17 protein-coding genes are annotated in these 19,933 nt (G+C 35.3%); 13 read left to right on the top strand and 4 right to left on the bottom strand.

The annotated features are described in order from the left end of the window. Window positions 1-31: 31 nt before the first annotated feature. A complete protein-coding gene (locus tag IV57_RS08040; RefSeq protein ID WP_057881007.1) occupies window positions 32-559 on the bottom strand; it encodes a GNAT family N-acetyltransferase in 528 nt (175 codons plus the stop codon). A 490-nt stretch (window positions 560-1,049) separates the two neighbouring features. Here IV57_RS08040 and thiD point away from each other — a divergent pair, with 490 nt between their 5' ends. The 6 genes from thiD (at window position 1,050) to cydC (ending at window position 9,177) form a co-directional block, all read left to right on the top strand. Then, window positions 1,050-1,859: a bifunctional hydroxymethylpyrimidine kinase/phosphomethylpyrimidine kinase gene (gene thiD / locus IV57_RS08035; RefSeq protein ID WP_057881006.1), complete on the top strand. Its 810-nt coding sequence runs from the start codon at window positions 1,050-1,052 to the stop codon at window positions 1,857-1,859. Window positions 1,860-1,888: 29 nt separating this feature from the next. Continuing rightward, a complete protein-coding gene (locus IV57_RS08030; RefSeq protein WP_057881005.1) occupies window positions 1,889-2,923 on the top strand; it encodes a hypothetical protein in 1,035 nt (344 codons plus the stop codon). 332 nt (window positions 2,924-3,255) lie between these two features. Then, window positions 3,256-4,698: a cytochrome ubiquinol oxidase subunit I gene (locus tag IV57_RS08025; RefSeq protein ID WP_057881004.1), complete on the top strand. Its 1,443-nt coding sequence runs from the start codon at window positions 3,256-3,258 to the stop codon at window positions 4,696-4,698. Further along, entirely contained in the window at window positions 4,695-5,708 is a 1,014-nt protein-coding gene (gene cydB, locus IV57_RS08020) for a cytochrome d ubiquinol oxidase subunit II (RefSeq protein WP_057881003.1), read from the top strand. Before IV57_RS08025 ends, cydB begins: the two co-directional genes overlap by 4 nt. Further along, the gene (gene cydD / locus IV57_RS08015; RefSeq protein WP_057881002.1) at window positions 5,708-7,441 is read left to right on the top strand and encodes a thiol reductant ABC exporter subunit CydD; all 1,734 of its coding nucleotides are present in this window, start codon (window positions 5,708-5,710) and stop codon (window positions 7,439-7,441) included. The genes cydB and cydD overlap by 1 nt, the downstream gene beginning before the upstream one ends. Beyond that, window positions 7,438-9,177 (top strand): thiol reductant ABC exporter subunit CydC, encoded by a 1,740-nt coding sequence (gene cydC, locus IV57_RS08010; protein WP_057881001.1) that lies wholly within the window; start codon window positions 7,438-7,440, stop codon window positions 9,175-9,177. The genes cydD and cydC overlap by 4 nt, the downstream gene beginning before the upstream one ends. Window positions 9,178-9,236: 59 nt before the next feature. Here the strand turns inward: cydC and IV57_RS08005 are convergent, their stop codons facing one another. Next, window positions 9,237-9,566, bottom strand: a complete 330-nt coding sequence (locus tag IV57_RS08005) for a hypothetical protein (RefSeq protein WP_057881000.1) — start codon at window positions 9,564-9,566, stop codon at window positions 9,237-9,239. 56 nt (window positions 9,567-9,622) lie between these two features. After that, window positions 9,623-10,594, bottom strand: a complete 972-nt coding sequence (locus IV57_RS08000; protein ID WP_057880999.1) for a polyprenyl synthetase family protein — start codon at window positions 10,592-10,594, stop codon at window positions 9,623-9,625. An 85-nt stretch (window positions 10,595-10,679) separates the two neighbouring features. Here IV57_RS08000 and IV57_RS07995 point away from each other — a divergent pair, with 85 nt between their 5' ends. After that, window positions 10,680-11,594: a 1,4-dihydroxy-2-naphthoate polyprenyltransferase gene (locus IV57_RS07995; RefSeq protein WP_057880998.1), complete on the top strand. Its 915-nt coding sequence runs from the start codon at window positions 10,680-10,682 to the stop codon at window positions 11,592-11,594. Here IV57_RS07995 and IV57_RS07990 read toward each other — a convergent pair. Then, on the bottom strand, window positions 11,584-12,789 hold the full coding sequence (locus tag IV57_RS07990) for an acetate/propionate family kinase (RefSeq protein WP_057880997.1): 1,206 nt from the start codon (window positions 12,787-12,789) through the stop codon (window positions 11,584-11,586). The two genes, IV57_RS07995 and IV57_RS07990, sit on opposite strands and share 11 nt — an antisense overlap. 125 nt (window positions 12,790-12,914) lie before the next feature. Between IV57_RS07990 and IV57_RS07985 the strand changes: the two genes are divergently transcribed. From IV57_RS07985 to IV57_RS07960, 6 genes are all read left to right on the top strand, one after another. Next, window positions 12,915-14,834 (top strand): coiled-coil domain-containing protein, encoded by a 1,920-nt coding sequence (locus tag IV57_RS07985; RefSeq protein ID WP_057880996.1) that lies wholly within the window; start codon window positions 12,915-12,917, stop codon window positions 14,832-14,834. 62 nt (window positions 14,835-14,896) lie between these two features. Next, window positions 14,897-15,829 (top strand): glycosyltransferase family 2 protein, encoded by a 933-nt coding sequence (locus IV57_RS07980; protein WP_057880995.1) that lies wholly within the window; start codon window positions 14,897-14,899, stop codon window positions 15,827-15,829. 157 nt (window positions 15,830-15,986) lie between these two features. Beyond that, on the top strand, window positions 15,987-16,574 hold the full coding sequence (locus IV57_RS07975) for a TetR/AcrR family transcriptional regulator (protein ID WP_057880994.1): 588 nt from the start codon (window positions 15,987-15,989) through the stop codon (window positions 16,572-16,574). Between the two features lie 9 nt (window positions 16,575-16,583). Beyond that, window positions 16,584-17,732 (top strand): cation:proton antiporter, encoded by a 1,149-nt coding sequence (locus tag IV57_RS07970; RefSeq protein ID WP_057880993.1) that lies wholly within the window; start codon window positions 16,584-16,586, stop codon window positions 17,730-17,732. Between the two features lie 82 nt (window positions 17,733-17,814). Next, entirely contained in the window at window positions 17,815-19,002 is a 1,188-nt protein-coding gene (locus IV57_RS07965) for an NAD(P)/FAD-dependent oxidoreductase (protein WP_057880992.1), read from the top strand. Window positions 19,003-19,154: 152 nt separating this feature from the next. Beyond that, window positions 19,155-19,913, top strand: a complete 759-nt coding sequence (locus IV57_RS07960) for a DUF1003 domain-containing protein (RefSeq protein ID WP_057880991.1) — start codon at window positions 19,155-19,157, stop codon at window positions 19,911-19,913. The last annotated feature ends 20 nt before the right edge of the window (window positions 19,914-19,933 follow it).

The raw sequence follows: 19,933 nt of genomic DNA, 5'->3' as shown, positions 1-19,933 counted from the left end.
TAAAAGCCAATTCAACGCTGAATTGACTTTTTTAGTTGATTAATCCATATAAATTAGCATCATGAAACTCACCTTCTGAATAAATCTCATCTTTTAACAGACCCTCTAATTCAAATCCAGCTCTTTTAGCGACAGCATTACTAGCAATATTAACTACTTCTGCTAAAAGTTTGATTTTGTGCAACTTCATCTCTCCAAAACCAATTTCAATGACACATTTCAAACAATCAGTCATAACGCCGTTACCCTGATATTCTCCACCTAACCAATATCCAATTTCAGCATGACTATTATCTAAATCGATATTGTGAAGATCAATCATGCCCACAGGTCTACCATCAATCATGACACTCGTGATCCAAAGTTTTTTATCTTTCATTCTATTTTGACAATATTCCAAAAAATCTCTTTCATCTTCAACTGAGCGCATAGTATCGCCCCAGGGCATAAATTTTGCTAATTGAGGTCGTGTTTTTTCTATTTGATCATATAAACTCACTGCATCTTCAGGACTAACAAGTTTTACTTTAATATTGTCTCGCACCGACCACTCATTCATAAATTCACCTTCTAATTATTTTGTATATTGGTATACCATATCATGAAGTAGCTCTGCAACAGGTGTTTGAGCTTTACAAGCATAATATTTTTAACTCTAGTATATTTAGACCAAGTATAGCCTAACGATTGACGATGTTCGTGACAAAAGGCTTGAGTTAACTGAGAACTAAAATCTGATCTTTTCTTTAATTCAACCAAAATCGAAAGTAATTTATTTACAGTTTTTTCATTATAAATTTGATAATTGCCTTTATTTATTTCGTTCGGCTTTAACAGATTTATCTGATTCTAATATCTCAACATAGATGTACTTATGGCGGTCAATTCAATCAATTTTTTTATTGTATATTTCATAAATGATTTTCCTAACAAATCAAATCTTACTGGTTTACGTTGCGTCAAGGTTAGGTAATTTCGATAAATAAATAACCACATCTTTCGGTATTCCTGTTAATATAGGATTTAACAATTATTAGGTGGGTGACAATATGAATGAATTTACTCAAGTATTAACTATTGCTGGTTCTGACTCTGATGGAAGTGCCGGGGCTCAAGCTGATTTAAAAACTTTTATGGCTTGTGGAGTTTACGGAATGTCCGTATTAACTGCTGCAGTTGCTGGTAATTCGTACGGAATACACGATAGCATCAATATGCCATCAAGTTTTATTAACAGTCAAATCAAAGATATTAAAGATGATTTTATTGTTTCAGCTTTCAAAACTGGTATGCTTTCCGATTCTGAAATTATTCACACCGTTGCTGAAGCTATTAAAGACAAACCATTTGGCACTTTTGTACTTGATCCTGTTATCATCACTAAACATGGTGCTATGTTACTAGAGACTGAGGCTTATCAAACTCTAATCGACGAATTATTCCCTCTAGCTGACTTAATCACACCAAATTTCTATGAAGCTCAAAAATTATCTGGTCTAGAATTAAACAATAAAGAAGAAATTGTTAAGGCTGCACATAAATTACGCAATTTGGGTCCAAAAAATATTATGATAAAGGGTGAACATAGCGACGACTCAATTAATGAAGTTGAAGATTATGTTCTACTGGAAGATGGACAATCATTCTGGATCTCTGAACCATATGTTAAAACTGATCACATCAATGGTACTGGTGATACACTTTCATCATGCATTGTTGCAGAAATTGCTAAGGGTCAAAGTATGGAAGATGCCATCAAAACTGCTAAAACATTCACTTATAATGCTATTAAAAATGAAATTGCTGTAGGCCATAAATATGGTCCTATTAACCATTTTATAAAGGATGAGATACAATAGTATTTGTCAGTGAAATTGGAGGTTTATTTATGGTAAGAATAACAAAAATTTCTGCCGGAATTTTATTGCTAATACTATCGATCATTTTAATGATCAAATCAGGCTTTGAGGGCTTCATTGCCGCTCTGGTCGGGACAGGTGCAATTGGTGGTGCTGCCGGAATTTTGATGGCTATCACTTATATTATTGCAGCTGCCATTTATATTTTAACCAACCGAACATACAGTATCGTTCCTGATATTGTAGGATTCGTCATCCTAATCCTCGGTGGTTTGATGGGTCTATTTAATGCCAACATGCCTGGTGCTGGATTTCTAAAAATCTGGGCTTGGGTTGGTATTATTATTGGTGCCATTGATTTGATAATCGTCATTGTTGATATGATCCTCAATCCGGCTTCCGATGAGCCTGAAGATAATCAGTCATCCGATAATAATAATCAATTCAATAATCAACAACCTAACCAATATTATGATCAACAACAGCAATTTAATCAGCCTAACAATTTTAATCAACAAAATTATGGCTATGATCAAAACAATCAGGGTTATAACCAACAAAATCCTAATCAATTTCAACAGCCCCAACAAAATGGGCAGTTTAATCAACCTCAAAGTCAACAATACCGTCCTAATCAGGGTTCTAATCAAATGAATCCGAACCAAAATGGCAATTACAACGGTAATGGCTATAATCAACAGCCTATGAATAATGGTCAAAATAACATGAACAATGGTTATAACAACCCTAATCAAGGCCAATTCAATCAACAATCTATGAACCAGTCTCGAGGTAATTTCCAGCAGCCTCAAAACCAACAATTCCCTAACCAGAACCAGCGTAATAATAATGGTCAAGGTCAATTCAACAATCAGAATCAAAATAATTTTAACCAAAATCAAAATTATGCTCCCAATAATAATCAATCAACACAAAATTTTGGTAATCAAAATAACCAACAACCAAATAATCAAATGCAATTAGGTACACCTCAAGAACCATTCAACCAAAATAACAACGGTAATCGCAATATGACTCGTACTAGAAGTCGCAGTAACCGTTAAACACAAAAGAGCTCTGACAGATAAATATCTGTCAGAGCTCTTTTGATTTGATAAAACATCTTTGTCAATAATGAACAATAAATAATTTTTAAAGAGTTATATTTTAAATATAGAGATATTATCATATAAAATTATTTTCCAATAATAAAAAAATTCATTTATTGACTTGTTACAGTTTCAATCCGTCTTTAAACGCCAATATAAATGGATTTTACCAGCATTGGAAACGGTTTTTTCACAAGTGTAATTCATTGCTTAAAAACTTAATTAATCATATGATAAATTTGTATATATAAGGGATCATATTATCTGTTTTAAGGAGGTTATTAACCATGCTAAATGTTGGTTTAAGCATTGTCTCACTTGCACGTTTTCAGTTTGCAATGACAACTGTCTTCCATTTCTTCTTTGTTCCATTCTCAATTGGAATGGGCTTTTTAGTTGCTATCATGGAAACAATCTATGCTGTTAAAAAAGACAAAGTTTACTTAGATATGGCAAAATTCTGGGGAAAGATTTTTCTTTTAAGTTTTGCTGTTGGTATCGTTACGGGTATTATTCAAGAATTCCAATTCGGTATGAATTGGTCAGAATATTCACGTTTCATGGGTGATGTATTTGGCGCACCACTAGCTATTGAAGCTTTATTAGCATTCTTTATTGAATCAGTCTTTATCGGTATTTGGATGTTCACTTGGGACCGTTTCAGACCTGGTGTCCATGCCTTTATGATTTGGATGACATCAATTGGTACTATGCTATCAGCCATTTGGATTTTGGCTGCTAATAGTTTTATGCAACACCCTACTGGTTTCAAAATTAACAACACTACTGGTCGAGTTCAATTGACTGATTTTGGTGCTGTTATTACTAATCCTCAACTATGGAAAGTCTTTCCACATGTTATCCTAGCTGCCTTTATGACTGCTGCGGTAGTTATTACAGGTATGAGTGCTTGGGGTCTATTACGTAAAAAGAAAAATGAAAACCATTTCTTCAAAACTTCTCTACGTTTTGGCCTTTGGGCAAGTTTAATTTTCGCTATTTTATCAGCTGGGGCTGGTGATTTACAGACACAGCAAATTATCAAAGATCAACCAATGAAATTCGCCGCTACTGAAGGTATCTATAAAGATACTAAGGATCCTGCTGCATGGACCGTTGTCGAAATGATCGATGCTAAGGATCACAAGGCTAGTGGTCAACTAGAGGTTCCTGGCGTCTTGAGTATCTTGGCCTACCACAAATTAAGTGGCTCAGTTAAAGGTATGGATACGATTAACAAAGAGATGCACGCTAAATATGATAAACAATTTGGTAAAAATATGGATTACTACGTTCCACCTAAGACTCTTTTCTGGAGTTTCAGAGTTATGACTGGTATTGATGCCTTGATCATGTTGACTTCGATTGTCGGACTTGTCTTCTCACGTAAGAAGAAAGATACCATTGAAAGTCACAAGTGGATGTTAGTTGTCCTAGGAATCTGTCTTTGGGTTCCATTCATCGGTAACTCAGCCGGTTGGTTCATTACTGAATTCGGTCGTTACCCTTGGATCGTTTATGGACTCTTTACAATTGCTCAAGCCGTTTCACCAACTTCTACAGTTGCTACCTTGCTATTCAGTAATATTGTTTACTTCTTACTCTTCGCATTCTTGGGTGGCGTCATGGTTTGGTACAGCAGACAAACACTTCACCATGGTCCATATTATGAAGAAGCTGACTCCAAACAAAATGTTGATCCATTTGCAAAGGAGGCCTTTGGAAAATGACACTAAGTACATTATGGTTTATCGTAATCGGGCTTCTATTTTCAATCTTCCTCTTCATGGAGGGATTTGACTTTGGTGTAGGAATGTCAACCAGATTCTTAGCCAAAGATGAACAAGAGAGAGCTGCTATCATGTCGACTATCGGACCTCATTGGGACGGTAACGAAACTTGGTTAGTTACTGCTGGTGGTGCAATGTTTGCTTCCTTGCCCCTCTGGTATGCCTCACTATTTTCAGGTTACTATATCCTCTTCCTACTAGTCCTAGTTGGCTTGATTCTTCGTGGAGTTTCCTTTGAATTCCACAAGCACGCTGAAACTAAAGGCGGTAAAAACATTTGGATGTGGACCTTCTTTGTTGGTAGCATCCTGCCCCCATTCTTCTTATGTATGATTCTTTTAAGTATGGTCCAAGGTATCCCTATGAATGCTAATGGTGATGCTTTTCCTAAGTTCTTTGATGTTGTTAACCTACTATCAGTCGTTGGTGGTGTAGCAGGTGTGCTCTTATCACTTGTACATGGTTTAAACTTCATCAGATTAAGAATGGAAGGACCACTACGTGATCGTGCTCGTCAATTAAACAAGATTTTATATCCCATCCTATTCCTTGGTGAAGTAGTCTTTGCAGTCCTTGTATTCTTACAAACAGACTTCTTTACTAAGAGATTTGTATCTTCATTAATCATCACAGCCTTAATTGTTTTATTCTCATTATTGGGCTACTATGGAGTCCTAAAGAATAGAGAAGGTTGGAGCTTTGCTGGTAGTGGATTGTCACTAAGTATGGTCATCGTTCTATTATTTAACGGACTATTCCCCCGTGTCATGATTGCTACAAATCCAGCCCACAGTATTTTGATCAAGAATGCCGCTAATTCACAATATACGCTGACAATTATGACAATTGTTGCCTGCATTTTAGTACCGATCGTGGCAATCTACTTCATTTGGTCATACACTCTATTTACAAAGAGAATAAATCCAAGAGAAAATACGGTGAAATATTAATGATTGATAAGCGTTTATTTCGCTTACCAGGAACAAAAAAACTCTTAATAATGCTTGCAGGATTAACTCTCTTGCAAGCATTTGTTGTTTTATTCCAAGGTAAGTATTTAGCAGAAGCACTAGTTAATTCATGGGAACAAAAGTCACTGCAAACAATCATCTATCCGATGGTTTTGTTTGCCGTGGCCTTTTTGCTCCGACATTTCTTTAATCTAATCAATACCAAAATCGTTGAAAACTATGCCAGTAAAACTTCCGAAAATATCCGTTCACAGTTATTAGATAAGGTTTATAACGCTGGTCCTGAAATGATTTCTGAAGAAGGAACCGGCAGTTTAGTCACTTCTTCATTAGATGGAATTGATTTGGTAGAAAATTATTTCAAATTGATCTTCACCAAATTAATGAATATGTCGATCATTCCTCCAGTTTTATTAGTTTATATTTATTTTCAAAATATCGCTTCTGGTATCACTTTGACGATTATTGTTCCTTTAGTAATCTTATTTATGATTATTTTAGGTTTAGCTGCCCAATCCAAAGCTGATGCTCAGTATAAACAATATACAATTCTTTCCAATCACTTCTTAGATGCACTTCGTGGCCTACCCACATTAAAAATGTTAGGTCTAAGTAAGCGCTACGCTAAGAATATTTATACCGTAAGTGACGAATATCGCCGTCGGACCATGAATACCCTCAGAATTGCTATCTTATCGACTTTCGCTCTCGATTGGCTAACTACCCTCGGGATTGCTATTTTGGCCGTATTCTTAGGTTTAGGACTGATTAACAACAGTTTTCCACTCTTCCCGGCTTTAGTCACTTTAATCTTAGCTCCAGAGTATTTTTTACCTTTACGAGATTTCTCTAATGATTATCACGCCACCTTGAATGGTAAAAATGCTTTAAATTCTATTTTTGAAATTCTAGACCGACCAAGCACTGCTAAAGATGATACTTTGGTTGATTTCGAATGGGATGAAGATTCTCAAGTTGACGTCAAAAACCTTCAATTCACTTACAAAGGTGTTGGTGATAACGAAGTCAGTCTTAATATTGACCAACTAAAATTAGCTGGTTACCAAAAAATTGGAGTTATTGGTAAATCAGGTTCTGGTAAAACAACTTTAATCCGGGCGATTGGTGGTTTCTTAATGCCTGATCAAGCTGACATTAAAATCAATCAACAAACTGTTGCTAATTTTAAACAAGCCAATTGGCAAAATAAATTAACTTTTTTACCACAGTCACCTTATTTATTTGCTGGTTCGATTGCACAAAATATTGCTTTCTATCGTCCTGATGCTTCAATGAATGAAATAAAAAAAGCCGCACAGGCGGCCGGTCTACAAGATTTTATTGATATTCTATCATCTGGCTACGACACTCAAATTGGTGAGGGTGGTCGTGGGATTTCCGGTGGTCAGCAACAAAGAATTATGTTGGCCCGGGCCTTTCTTGCCAATGATCGTCATGTTTTGATTTTTGACGAACCAACCGCCCATTTGGATATCGAAACCGAATATGCTCTAAAAAAACCGATGGAAAAACTTTTCCAAAATCATTTAGTTATTTTCGCTACACATCGTCTCCACTGGATCAAAGAAATGGATTATGTCATCGTTATGGACAATGGCGAAATTGTTGAACAAGGTACACCTGTAAAGCTTAGTAGTCATAACGGTGCCTACTCCAAACTTATTAAAAATATGCGAGGTGATCAACTATGAATTTCTTTAAAACATTCAAGTTTGATACGTGGGTCAAACCTTATATCAAACAATACAAGGGACTGCTGATCACCGCCCTTATTTTGGGACTATTTACTTCATTCTGTGCTGCCGCACTGATGTTTACCTCTGGGTATACGATTGATAAAGCTGCCACTCATCCAGTTAATATCCTTTTAATTTATGTACCAATTCTCTTAACCAGAGCTTTTGGGATCGGTCGGCCAGTTTTCAAATACGTCGAACGACTTAAAAGTCACAATTGGGTTTTACGAGTCACTTCCGATTTGAGAACCAGACTTTACAAAACTTTGGAGAGTGATGCTTCTTTCTTCAACGAACACCACAAGGCTGGTGACATTATGGGACTATTGTCAGAAGATATCAGTCACTTACAAAACCTTTACTTACGGACCGTTTTCCCAACTGTTATTTCTTATTTGCTAACAATTATCGGTTCAATTGCTTTAGGTATCTTCAATCCATCCTTTGGATTTTTCGTCTTTTTACTGCTCTTCATTGAGGTATTCTTAGTCCCATTACTTTCCGTTACCATCGAAAGTGCCCGACGTGCATATCAAAAAGAAGTTAAGAGTGATCTCTATGTTCAATTAACTGATAATATTCTCGGCGTTGATGATTGGGTAATTTCTGGACGTAAAGCTGACTTTAAAAACCTTACAACCGAAAACATTCATAATCTCGATCAATCAAAGAATAAATCTAAGGCTTTTAGACGCAATCGTGACTTTGGACTACAAATCATTTTCGCAGCTATTGCCATCTGTTTTTTGATTTTTACTAATCTAACGATGACCCATAACCAAGCACAAGCTAACTTCGTTGCGGCGGTAGTTTTAGCCATCTTCCCACTCTCCGATACAATTATTCCGGTCAGTCAGGGTTTTGAAGAATGGCCTGTTTATAAGGATTCAATCAACCGTTTGAACACTATAAAACCAATTCCAAATACTTTACCTAAACAAGTTGAATTAAAACCCAATAATTTTAAATCAATTTCAATTAATAACATTACTTTTGAATATGATTCTGACTCACCAATCTTAATCAAGAACTTTTCCCAACAGATTCAAAAGGGTGAAAAATTAGCACTTTTGGGCCCAAGTGGTATCGGTAAAACTACGATTTTACAATTGATTCTGGGTGACCTTTCGCCTCAACAAGGACAAATTCAAATCAATGATTTAGATATTTCACAAGTTCAAGAAAAACGTGACCAATTATTCTCTGTTCTTAACCAAAAACCATTTCTCTTCAATACTACTTTAATGAACAATGTCAGACTTGGTAACGAAACTAAATCTAATATTGAAGTTAAGAAAGCTATTGAACGTGTTGGTTTAAAAGACCTAGTTGAATCATTGCCTGACAAATACAACACTGTTGTGGGTGAAAATGGTTCCCGTTTCTCTGGTGGTGAACAAGAGCGAATTGCCTTAGCCAGAATCCTCTTACAAGATGCTCCTGTTGTCTTGCTTGATGAACCAACGGTTGGGCTTGACCCAATCACCGAGAATGATCTACTAGAAACATTCTTTGACGTCTTACATAATAAAACTATCATTTGGGTAACTCACCATTTACAAGGTATCAGTCATGTTGACCATGTTGTTTTCATGAACAGTGAAAAAATCGAAATGGAAGGTTCACCTAAAGAACTATACAAATCAAATCAACATTTCCAAGAATTATATCGCATGGATCAAGGGTTATAGGCGTTATAACGGTACACAAAAAAAGAGAGCAGTCAACTGCTCTCTTTTTTTGTGGGTTTTTAATGTCCAACGATACCGTTAATTGTACCAATACCACTCTGTAACATTGATTTTTCAGATAACTTGTTTAGTTCATTAATATATTCATTTTGTTGGACAGTAAAATGATATTGTTTTTTTAAAGCCATTTGTTGAAATTGATAGTTCATTTCACTAATTGCATCAGAAATTTGCTTATATTTTTGTGAATCCTTTTCAGGTTGATTAATTTTATTATAAGCAATTTGAATTTGATTTTTAACCGCCATTGAATCAGCAACCGATTGATTCATCTTCCCTAACAAACTATTAATTTGTTCAAGTGTTTCTAATTTTTTCTGTTGATTCATTATATATTCCCCTAGTAAAAAGTGATTCCAGTATGCCAGCTTCAACTCATCCAAAATCAGCTAATCCGATTAACTAATTTCTTAACCACCGCTGTAATAACTTTTCGACTCATATTATTTGGCAATCTATCCAATTCATTCAATGCATGCTGTGTATATTGTCGAGCGATAACCTTAGTTTGATTCAAATAGCCATCTTCAATTACTATGTTGGCAGCTTGGGAATCATCATCTTCATTCAACTTATCCTTCGATAAGATAGCTACTAATTTCGAATTATTGTCTTCTAATCCCAGAATATAAGGTAATGAATAAACACCATTTTTCAAATCTTCATGCACTGGTTTCCCAATTTGAGCTGAACTACTGAAATCAAGAATATCATCAATAATTTGAAAGGCCATTCCGATGTCATAACCGATTGCTTTACAACGATCAATCAATTCCTGATTACCACCACTGACGATTGCCCCCATTGTTGCACTCAAACTGAACAGTTCTGCCGTTTTACCGGAAATTTCTTTAAGATACATTTCCTTAGTCGAATTGACATTGAAATTGATCAACATCTGATCCAATTCACCAAGTAAAATTTTCTTCATACTCAAGGCATTTCGAAGAATATCGGTATTCGATTCTAAATTCTTCGAAATCAATTCAAAGTAGAGCGTGAACATATAATCGCCAGCGTAGATAGCGTTCCGACGACCATATTTAGTATGAATCGTTGGTTGAGATCTACGGAGTGGTGAATCATCAATAACATCATCATGAACTAATGTTGCTACATGCAGGATTTCTAAGGAAGCAGCCAATGGCAATAATTCCTCGATTTTTTTCTTCTCTTCACCAAAATCACTAAATAAAAGGAAAAAGGCTGGTCGAAGCATTTTCCCACCTGAAGTTAGATCAACTATCATCGAACTGATTTCAAGATTGTTGACCTGCACCATACTATGAATATATTCCGTTGTTAAATCGAGTTTCTTCCCTAGTTGAGGATAACTTTTCCAAATTGAGTTCGCCATAAAATATCTAATACCCCTGTATCACTTTGTTGTATTCCAAAATAATTCTATAATAGAAACTATCAAATCCAAAGGACTGATTTTCTTGAAACCATCTGTATTTTTCGAACTTGTTGAAATTAAAGCTAAAACTGCTAGTGTTTTTCCCTTTTTAATGGGAACATTGTACTCATATTATCACTGGCACGCTATTAACGCCCTTGATTTAATTCTGTTTTTTATTGCCATGTTTTTATTCAATATGGCCGTTGATATTAACGATAACTATTGGGATTATAAAAATGCCACTGGTGATGAAAGTTTTCGCCGTGGCACCAATGTTATCGGAGTTAATAATTTGAATATCCATATGATCGGTTGGATCGATTTTTCATTCACTGCCATTGCCGCCATCATTGGTCTATTCATCGTTTCCCGTACTGGCTTGCCATTGTTATACCTTGGTTTATTCTCATTTGCCGTCGGATTTTGCTATGCTGGCGGACCTTGGCCCATTAATCGTGGTCCGCTTGGCGAATTTTTCTCCGGTTTTACCATGGGATACGTCATTTATTTAATTGCTATTTATATCAACGTTGTCAATAATCCTGCTATTGTTTTAGATTTTAAATTTTACGGTGACGCACTCTTGTCATCGCTTTTAACCGTCTTCGCTATTTCCAATTTACTTTTAGCCAACAATATTGCTGATTACAAGGAAGATATTGGATTGGGACGTAAAACTCTAGTCTATTATCTTGGTAAAGCTAATTCGATTTTCATTTTAAAATCATTATATGTTTTGGGTTATTTAGCACTATTATGTTCTGTTATTCTCGGCCTATTACCAAAGCTCATGCTTTTAACCTTCTTGGTTACTCCAATTGTTTATAAAAATGCCAAAGCCTTCAGTAAAAATCCTATCAAGAAACAAACTTTCCCCTTGATCATTAAGAACCTTTTACTGATAACTTTGACAGAAACAGTAACCTTTATTTTAGGTGTTATCTTTAATTTTTAACATCATCCAAGATACCAGCAAATTTATAAGTATCTTGAGCAATCATCAATTCTTCATTTGTTGGAATCGTGTAGGCGGCAATCTTAGAATCATCTGTTGTTATTTTGATTTCCTTGCCTCGAACTTGATTGTTTTCATTGTTGATCTTGAGTCCCATGAATTCAAATCCTTTCAGGATATCTTCACGAACTTCGGCAGAGTTTTCTCCTACACCAGCGGTAAAGGCGATTACATCAACTCCACCCATTTCGGCAATATATGAACCAACGAATTTAATAATGCGATTACGATACATTTCTAATGCCAATTTAGCTCGTTGATTAGTATCTTCGTTCGCTTCAATATCACGCATATCCGCTGAAACACCGGAGATTCCTAATAAACCTGACTTATGGTTTAATATGTCGATCATATCTTGCATATCAGTTAAGCCGAGTTTTCTCATCAAATATGGCAAAATTGAAAAGTCAATATCACCACTTCTAGAACTCATCATGATACCAGCTAAAGGAGTAAATCCCATTGAAATATCATAGGCCTTACCATTCTTAATAGCACTGATTGAGGCACCGCTGCCCAAATGAAGTACGATAACATTCTTATCCTGAATTCCACCGTCAACAATACTTTCTAAACGTTGTGCGATATAACGATGACTTGTACCATGAGCGCCGTAACGGCGAACATGGTATTTTTTGTAGTCATCCATATCGATACTATACATATAATTTACTTTTGGCATATCAACGAAGAAGGATGTATCAAAAACAGCCACCTGAATGGCTCTGGGAACTAATTTTTTAAAGACATTAATATAATAAGCTTCAATTTTATTATGTAACGGAGCATATTCTGACAATGCTTCAATTTTTCGTAAATTTTCTTCAGTAACGATTTCAGACTTCTTAAATTCTTCACCACCGGCAACAACTCGATGACCGAAAGCTACAATATCCTCAAAGCGTTGAATAATATTCATATCTTTTAAAGCATCCAAGATAGACAATACGGCAACATCATTTGATTTAATTGCTTCCTCACGTTCAATCTTTTTACCGTTATATTTTAATTTGAATATAGCCTTAGGGCTACCTAAGCGATCAATCATACCAGAAGCAATTGTTGTTTTTTCAGGCATTTCAAAAAGTTTCCACTTCAACGTTGAACTACCTGCGTTTATAGCCATTATCTTCATACAAAAACTCTCCTTTTTTGGTCTAGGTATTCTCTTCAAATAGCTTTATACCAGACTTTACACCGCTATAAAAAAATGCTACTCTTTAGTAACTATTATAAGTCTTTTTATGGGGGAATTCATTCGTGAAATTTTTAGACATGCTACGCAAAATTGATGAGAAACCAGAGCAACCATCCACACCCGCTCCTGACTCTCCTAAAAAGGACGAAAATCCGAAGCAAAACGCTACGGCACAATCAAATTCTGACACAACAGCTGTGGTCGAATCTGACAGGAAGGAAGAAAATCTTCCAGTGTCTGTTCATGATAAACGCTTAAATATTGAAGAACAAATGAACGGTTTATCACACCAATATGCACAATTGAGAAATGATCTCAAAACAAATCTTTTCACTGAAAAAGACGATTTTGAAACTAAAAAAGAAACTCTAGACAAATATCTTCGTACTCTCAAACGTGATGAAAAAGAATCAAATGATAAACTTGCTGATACCAAAGCACAAAACGATGATGCTGCTAAAGAACATCTTGCTAGTGTTAATGCTGATCGTAAAGAACAAGAAGAAAATCTTGCTAAACTACAATCACAACTAAACGAATTGAACTCCACAATCAATACTAAGACAGCCAAATTAGAATCTCTACAAAGCGATCTTGCTAAGAACGAACAATCTGAAGCAGATATGTCTACTTCAATCAAAGAAGAAAAAGACTTACAAAAAATGCTTTCTTTGATGGAAGACCAAAAGAATTCTATCAACACTCTTTACGATCAAAGAAAAGATCTTAAGAGTCAAATCAACAATGCCCAAGAGGATATCACTAAGCTTAACGGCGATGCTGATGAACTTAATACTAATATTAGTAAAGTAAACAATCAAATTAATGATTTCAAACAAAAGGCTCATGAAATCGAAGACAAGATGAAGAGTGATCACAATTACCGAATCGAAACTATTGCTGGTTTGGAACGTCATATTCAAAGTCTTGGTGAAGAACATTCTAAGATCGATGGCGAACTTGGTGAGATCAATGACAACATTTCTTACATTGGTAAGTACATCAAAGATGTTTTCCATTCAGCTTACTTAGTTCGTGATGTTTATCTTAACAAAGATAAAGAATATTACGTTGCTGCCGATGATTTTAATTCTGATGCCGCTAAGAATGATCTTTTTGGAATGGTCAACTATCTTGAAACAAAGCTTCAAAAACCAGTTACTATCGTTTCAAGTTTCTACAGTAACCATATTCACGAAATCATCGATACTAAGGCTAAGAAAGATCATCTAGCAATTCCTAATGTAGTAAATCTATTTGATCAATTGCAAACTAGTCCTAACCCTACTGATAAGAAGGTTACTATTCCTGAAAACGATAGTTGGGTAACTAGAACTGATGTTGAATCTCAAGATACTTTCATCTACGACCAAAAACAAACTCTTCTCATGACTGTTGAATATTTTGACAAGTTGATTGATCGTATTAACTACTATAAGAATGAACAAATTGTTAAAACCAACATTTACAATGGTGACGGTCAACTATCATCAACTCAAAACTTTAATAAAAACAATGAATTAGCTGATCAAAATTTCTATAGAACCGATGGTTCAATTGTTCTAACTGTTATCTTCGAAAAGAATAACGCTATTAGTTATCAACTATTCGACAAAAACGGTCTACTAGAACATGACTTCAATGAAAAATCAGAACTTATCACATGGTGGCTAAAGAGTATCTCACCAAACACTGAAAATTCAGTCTTCGTTGGTAATAATTCTGATCTTCTCTATCAATTAATCATGAACGTTAATAGTATTTCTAGTGATAATACAATTCGTCTACTACAAGATGTTGTTAAAAATATCGACGCTGTAATTGATCTACTTGATAAAAATAGTGATATCAAAGACATCTTCGTTCAAACTGACGATGATCTTCACGAAATCGAAAATAAGACAAACCGAGATATCAGTGTTAGTGTAATTAATACAACAAGTAACGGTATGTTATCTCTTCCAGAATCATTAAAAATTTAGACTAATTTAAAACGCTCATTCATGAGTGTTTTTTTCTAATTATTGTGAAAGTGAAAAAAACTATGAAAACTATATCTATTATCGTTCCGTGTTTTAATGAAGAGGAAACCATTAATATTTATTATGACGCTATGACAAAGTTGAAGGAAGAAACTAACAAGTTTAATTTCGAATATTGGTTTGTCGATGATGGATCAAAAGATCGTACCTACTCTATTTTAAAAGAGCTCCAAAAAGAACATAGTGATGAAGTACATTTTATTTCCTTCTCACGTAACTTCGGTAAAGAATCAGCTTTATATGCCGGACTAAATGAAGTAACCGGTGATTATACTGCCGTTATGGACGTTGACCTTCAAGATCCACCTGAAATGCTTCCTGAAATGTTCGATATGCTTGAAGAAGGCGAATATGATTGTGTCGGAACTGCACGTGCAGATCGTGATGGTGAGAACAAAATTATTTCTTTCTTCTCAAACAGTTTCTATAAAGTGATCAATAAAATGTCACAAACAAAAATTATTCCTGGTGCTAGAGATTATCGCTTAATGACCAAGCAAATGGTTGATGCAATTAAATCGATGACCGAATACAATCGTTTTTCTAAAGGTATCTTCAGTTGGGTCGGTTTCAAAACCAAATATTTACCTTACAAAAATCGTGAACGTTCAGCTGGGTCTACTTCTTGGAACTTCTGGAAATTATTAAAATATGCTGTAACTGGCATCGTTGATTTCTCTGAAGGTCCTTTAATGTTTGCCACTTGGATGGGAACAATTTTCTCCCTCACTTCTATTGTTGCAATTATTGCTATTATCATCAGAAAATTCGTTAATCCTCTCAGCAGCGTAAACGGCTGGGCTTCAATGGTTTCACTTATTCTTTTGATTGGTGGTATTCAATTACTCTGTATTGGTATTTTGGGAGAATATATCGGGAAAATCTTTTTGGAAGTAAAGAAGCGTCCAATTTATATCGTTAAAGATAAAAAATAACAGCAGAGTTAATTTATCGTGACTTCGTTCTAACATCACGATAAATTACCTACTTTTTTTATTCTCAAAAACCGCCAAAGTATAAATGTTATCGCATGATAAACCATATACACTAAGATATAATGTATACGAATAGACCAAGGGATGGGTTAAAAATATGAATGTACGGGATCAACAAGCTGAAAATACTAAAAATGCAATTTTAAAAGTTGCTGCTGAAATGTTTCTTTCACAAGGTTATCAGGCCACCTCAACTCGAAAAATTGCTCAAGAATTAAATATTACACAGCCAAATATGTATCACTATTATAAAAATAAAAAAGTCCTCTATATTAAGTCCATTGAATATGCCGTTAGCGGCTTTAGTGACCATTTATTGGAGGCTTATAATGATCATAAAGACTTACCATTTGAGGAACTGCTGCTGTATATCTCACAATATATGATTGGCAATTTTCGAATCAATTATTTCATTATGAGAAATGATATCGAGAACTTTTTCACGGATGAGGAACGCAAAAATCTCAGTAAAAACTGGGATGGCGGTTATTATAAAATTCTGTTTAATATTTTCCAATCACATAAAAACGAACTGCGTTCTGACCTTGCTATACCAGTACAAGTTGGAACTTTTTTAACGATGTTACTCCCTTACATTGAATATAACGATGCCAAAAGGAAGCGCAATATTGCTAATCTCAAAACGGTTATCAATATTTTTATCAATGGCGTCAAGAAAAACTAGGAGTCTGCCATGGAATTTTTAACCCTTTTAGCATTAATGCTTTTTTTAACACTGATCGTCAGCCACATTTTCAATAAACTCAATCTCCCTGCAGTCGTTGGTCAATTGATTCTAGGAGTTATCTTGGGCAAAGGTGTCTTGAACATTGTTAGACCAACTCATGAGGTTGAACTATTTGCCGATATTGGAGTTATTCTATTAATGTTTTTGGCCGGCTTGGAAAGTGACCTAAAATTATTACGCAAACATCTTTTACCAAGTATTAATGTCGCTATCTGTGGGGTTATTCTTCCAGTTGCTTTAACATTAGGTACTGCCCTTATTTTCGGAATTAATCTAAAAGAAAGTATTTTTATGTCCGTAGTTTTTGCTGCTACCTCCGTTTCAATTTCTGTAGAAGTTCTCAAAAGTTTAAATTACCTATCGAGTACTTCGGGAACGGTTATTCTAGGTGCCGCGGTTGCTGATGATATTCTAGCGATTTCAATTTTGAGTGTGATGTCTGGAACTTTAACAGGTAATTTTTCACTCAACAAACTTTTACTTTTATTAGGTCTTTGGATTTTCTTCGCTGTTTTAGTCGTTGTACTTCATAAATGGGTTATCCCCGAATTAATGAAACTATCGGAATATGTCGAGGCTACTCATGCGCCAACAATTTTTGCATTGGTCATTTGTTTTGTAATGGCTTATGTTGCCGATAAAGTCCAGTTAGATTCCGTTCTAGGAGCCTTTGTTGCCGGTATCGCTGTTTCCAACTCGAACGATTACAATAAAAAAATCAGTCAGAATATCGAAATGATTGGTTACGCTGTTTTTATTCCTATTTTCTTTATCAGTATTGGTTTGAATCTAGAATTCACTAGTTTTATTCATAATTTCTGGCTAATAATTCTCTTTACCCTCACAGGAATTATCGGAAAACTCTTAGGCGCCGGATTCGGAGCTCGAATTTCTGGTTTTGATATGAAGGACTCTTATGTGATCGGTTCGGGTATGATATCACGTGGTGAAATGGCCTTAATTGTTGCTCAAGTAGGCTATGGCGTCCATTTATTATCTGAAGAATACTATTCTACAGTCATTATTAGTATCATTTTAATCACGATTATTGCACCATTTTTCCTAAAACACTCAATTAGTAAAAATCCTTTGTAGCATATGGTTTCCTCTAAATTGCTGAACGATATATAATGATAACGTAAACATCTAATTTAGGTACAGAAGGAGAAGGTTAATTATGGCACACATTTTAGTACTAGGCGCTGGCTATGGTGGTTTAAGAGCTGCTCGTGATTTAGCTAAAGACACCCCAGCCGGAACACAAATTGATTTGATTGATAAAAATGAAAAACATGTTGAAAAAACAGCTTTACACACTATTGCAGCAGGAACTAACCGCGCCGATGCAGTAAGTTTTGACGTCCGTTCAGTTCTTCCTTCAAATGTTAACTTCATCAAAGCAACTGTTTCTAAACTCGATTTAGATAACAAAACAGTTGAATTCTCTGACCACGATGATATTCAATATGACTACATCGTTGTTTCATTAGGTTTCCGTTCTGAAGACTTCGGACTTGAGGGCGCTAGTGAGAATGCCTTGATCCTTCAAGACCTTGAAACAGCTCAAAATATTTATAAAAAGATAAATGAAAACATTGCTAATTATAAAAAATCACAAGACCCTGCCGACTTAAGTATCGTTGTCTGTGGTGCTGGTTTTACCGGTGTTGAAATTCTTGGTGAATTAGTTGATACCGTTAAGATTCTCAAAGCCAAATATGAGGTACCTGAAATCAAAGTTACTTGTCTAGAAATGGCCACAAGAATTTTGCCTATGTTTGATGAAAATCTTGCTAGCTATGCCGTTGATTATCTCGACAAGAATGGTATCAAACTTTTAACTGGAGCTAAGATTAAGAAGATCGAACCTAAGTCTGTTATCTACATGGATGGCGATACTGAAAAGAGTGTTGCTGGTAGTACAATTCTTTGGACTGTTGGTGTCAGTGGTAGTGACGTTATTAATAATTCAGGTATCGAGGCTCGTAGAAATCGTGTTATGACAACTGAGTTTTTGAATCTTGAAGCACATCCAGAAGCTTTCTTTGTTGGTGATGATTCAGCTATTATTCCTAAGGGTGCAGAACGTCCTTATCCAACAACAGGTCAATTAGCTACTGCTGAAGGTGCTGGTGCTGCCTTTAATATCTCTGCCGCATTAAATGGCAAAGAATTGAAACCATTCCTTTACCACTCAATGGGAACAGTTGCTTCATTAGGTCAAAATCATGGTATTGCTGAAATTACCGATAAGAACCTTAAATTCAAGGGCCCAATCGCTTCTCTACTCAAACATCTATCAGCTGATCGTGGAATTATGGAAATTGCTGGTATTAAAACTGCTATTAAAAAAGGAACTATTTAATTAATCTAAAAAAACTCCCTGAGGGAGTTTTTTTTTGCTTTTTTACAAATTGTCTGGTCATCTGTTCTATTTCTCACTTCATTAATTGAACCTTTTGATTTAAATTTTTTCATATCTTATACTTATCCTTGTAAACACAAGGGGTGTAAACTATGGCAATTAAAAAAAATCAGATCTGTGCAATTTGTGGCAACCGTTTCACATTAATGGAAGGTTTATTTCTGCGAGATTTAAGTGACTTGTTAAAAGAGCAAGTTTTAAAAACCAATAGTTATGCCAAAGAATCATCATTTATTTGCTTAAAAGATATGCAAAAATTACGACTCGCCCGAATGCAAACTATTATTGATCAGGACTTAAAAGTCGATCAAGACATGGGTGCTAAACTCCAACGAGAACTTGAAAAGGACACCTATGTTATTACTAATATCAATGATACAGTTTATGGAAAAAGAACGACCGGTCAAAGATTAGCTGATGCTGTGGCCAAATTTGGTGGTAGTTGGGGCTTCATCATTACCTTCGTCGTTATCCTAGTTGTTTGGATGACGATCAATATCGTGCACCTCTTTGGCATTAATTTTGATCCCTATCCATTTATACTACTTAATCTATTTTTGAGCTGTGTGGCCGCCATACAAGCTCCTATCATCATGATGAGCCAGAACCGTTCCGCTGAACGTGATCGTTTTGACTCTGAAAATGATTATAAGACCAATATGAAATCTGAAATGGAAATTCGTATCCTACATCAAAAACTCGACCAGTTAAATGAAGTCCAATGGCCCCATATTCTCGATATTCAAAAGATGCAAATTGAAGTTTTAAGTGAAATCGAAAATGAGATTCAATCGTTAAAAACTAATAATGAACCTAAACGTGATCGAAATACGCGTCACCCCCAAAAATAAAAGACTCCTTAAGGGGTCTT

Source organism: Companilactobacillus kimchiensis (assembly GCF_001438805.1).
Taxonomy (GTDB): domain Bacteria; phylum Bacillota; class Bacilli; order Lactobacillales; family Lactobacillaceae; genus Companilactobacillus; species Companilactobacillus kimchiensis.
The sequence above is the reverse complement of the archived record's forward strand: the minus strand, read 5'-3'. Positions and strand labels throughout refer to the sequence as shown.

Coding starts and splice junctions, on each gene's coding strand:
- IV57_RS07960 (WP_057880991.1), top strand. CDS start 19,155: ATGGCAATTAAAAAAAATCAGATCTGTGCAATTTGTGGCAACCGTTTC.
- IV57_RS08000 (WP_057880999.1), bottom strand. CDS start 10,594: ATGGCGAACTCAATTTGGAAAAGTTATCCTCAACTAGGGAAGAAACTC.
- IV57_RS08030 (WP_057881005.1), top strand. CDS start 1,889: ATGGTAAGAATAACAAAAATTTCTGCCGGAATTTTATTGCTAATACTA.
- IV57_RS08025 (WP_057881004.1), top strand. CDS start 3,256: ATGCTAAATGTTGGTTTAAGCATTGTCTCACTTGCACGTTTTCAGTTT.
- cydC (WP_057881001.1), top strand. CDS start 7,438: ATGAATTTCTTTAAAACATTCAAGTTTGATACGTGGGTCAAACCTTAT.
- IV57_RS08040 (WP_057881007.1), bottom strand. CDS start 559: ATGAATGAGTGGTCGGTGCGAGACAATATTAAAGTAAAACTTGTTAGT.
- IV57_RS07980 (WP_057880995.1), top strand. CDS start 14,897: ATGAAAACTATATCTATTATCGTTCCGTGTTTTAATGAAGAGGAAACC.
- IV57_RS07975 (WP_057880994.1), top strand. CDS start 15,987: ATGAATGTACGGGATCAACAAGCTGAAAATACTAAAAATGCAATTTTA.
- thiD (WP_057881006.1), top strand. CDS start 1,050: ATGAATGAATTTACTCAAGTATTAACTATTGCTGGTTCTGACTCTGAT.
- IV57_RS07965 (WP_057880992.1), top strand. CDS start 17,815: ATGGCACACATTTTAGTACTAGGCGCTGGCTATGGTGGTTTAAGAGCT.
- cydB (WP_057881003.1), top strand. CDS start 4,695: ATGACACTAAGTACATTATGGTTTATCGTAATCGGGCTTCTATTTTCA.
- cydD (WP_057881002.1), top strand. CDS start 5,708: ATGATTGATAAGCGTTTATTTCGCTTACCAGGAACAAAAAAACTCTTA.
- IV57_RS07970 (WP_057880993.1), top strand. CDS start 16,584: ATGGAATTTTTAACCCTTTTAGCATTAATGCTTTTTTTAACACTGATC.
- IV57_RS08005 (WP_057881000.1), bottom strand. CDS start 9,566: ATGAATCAACAGAAAAAATTAGAAACACTTGAACAAATTAATAGTTTG.
- IV57_RS07990 (WP_057880997.1), bottom strand. CDS start 12,789: ATGAAGATAATGGCTATAAACGCAGGTAGTTCAACGTTGAAGTGGAAA.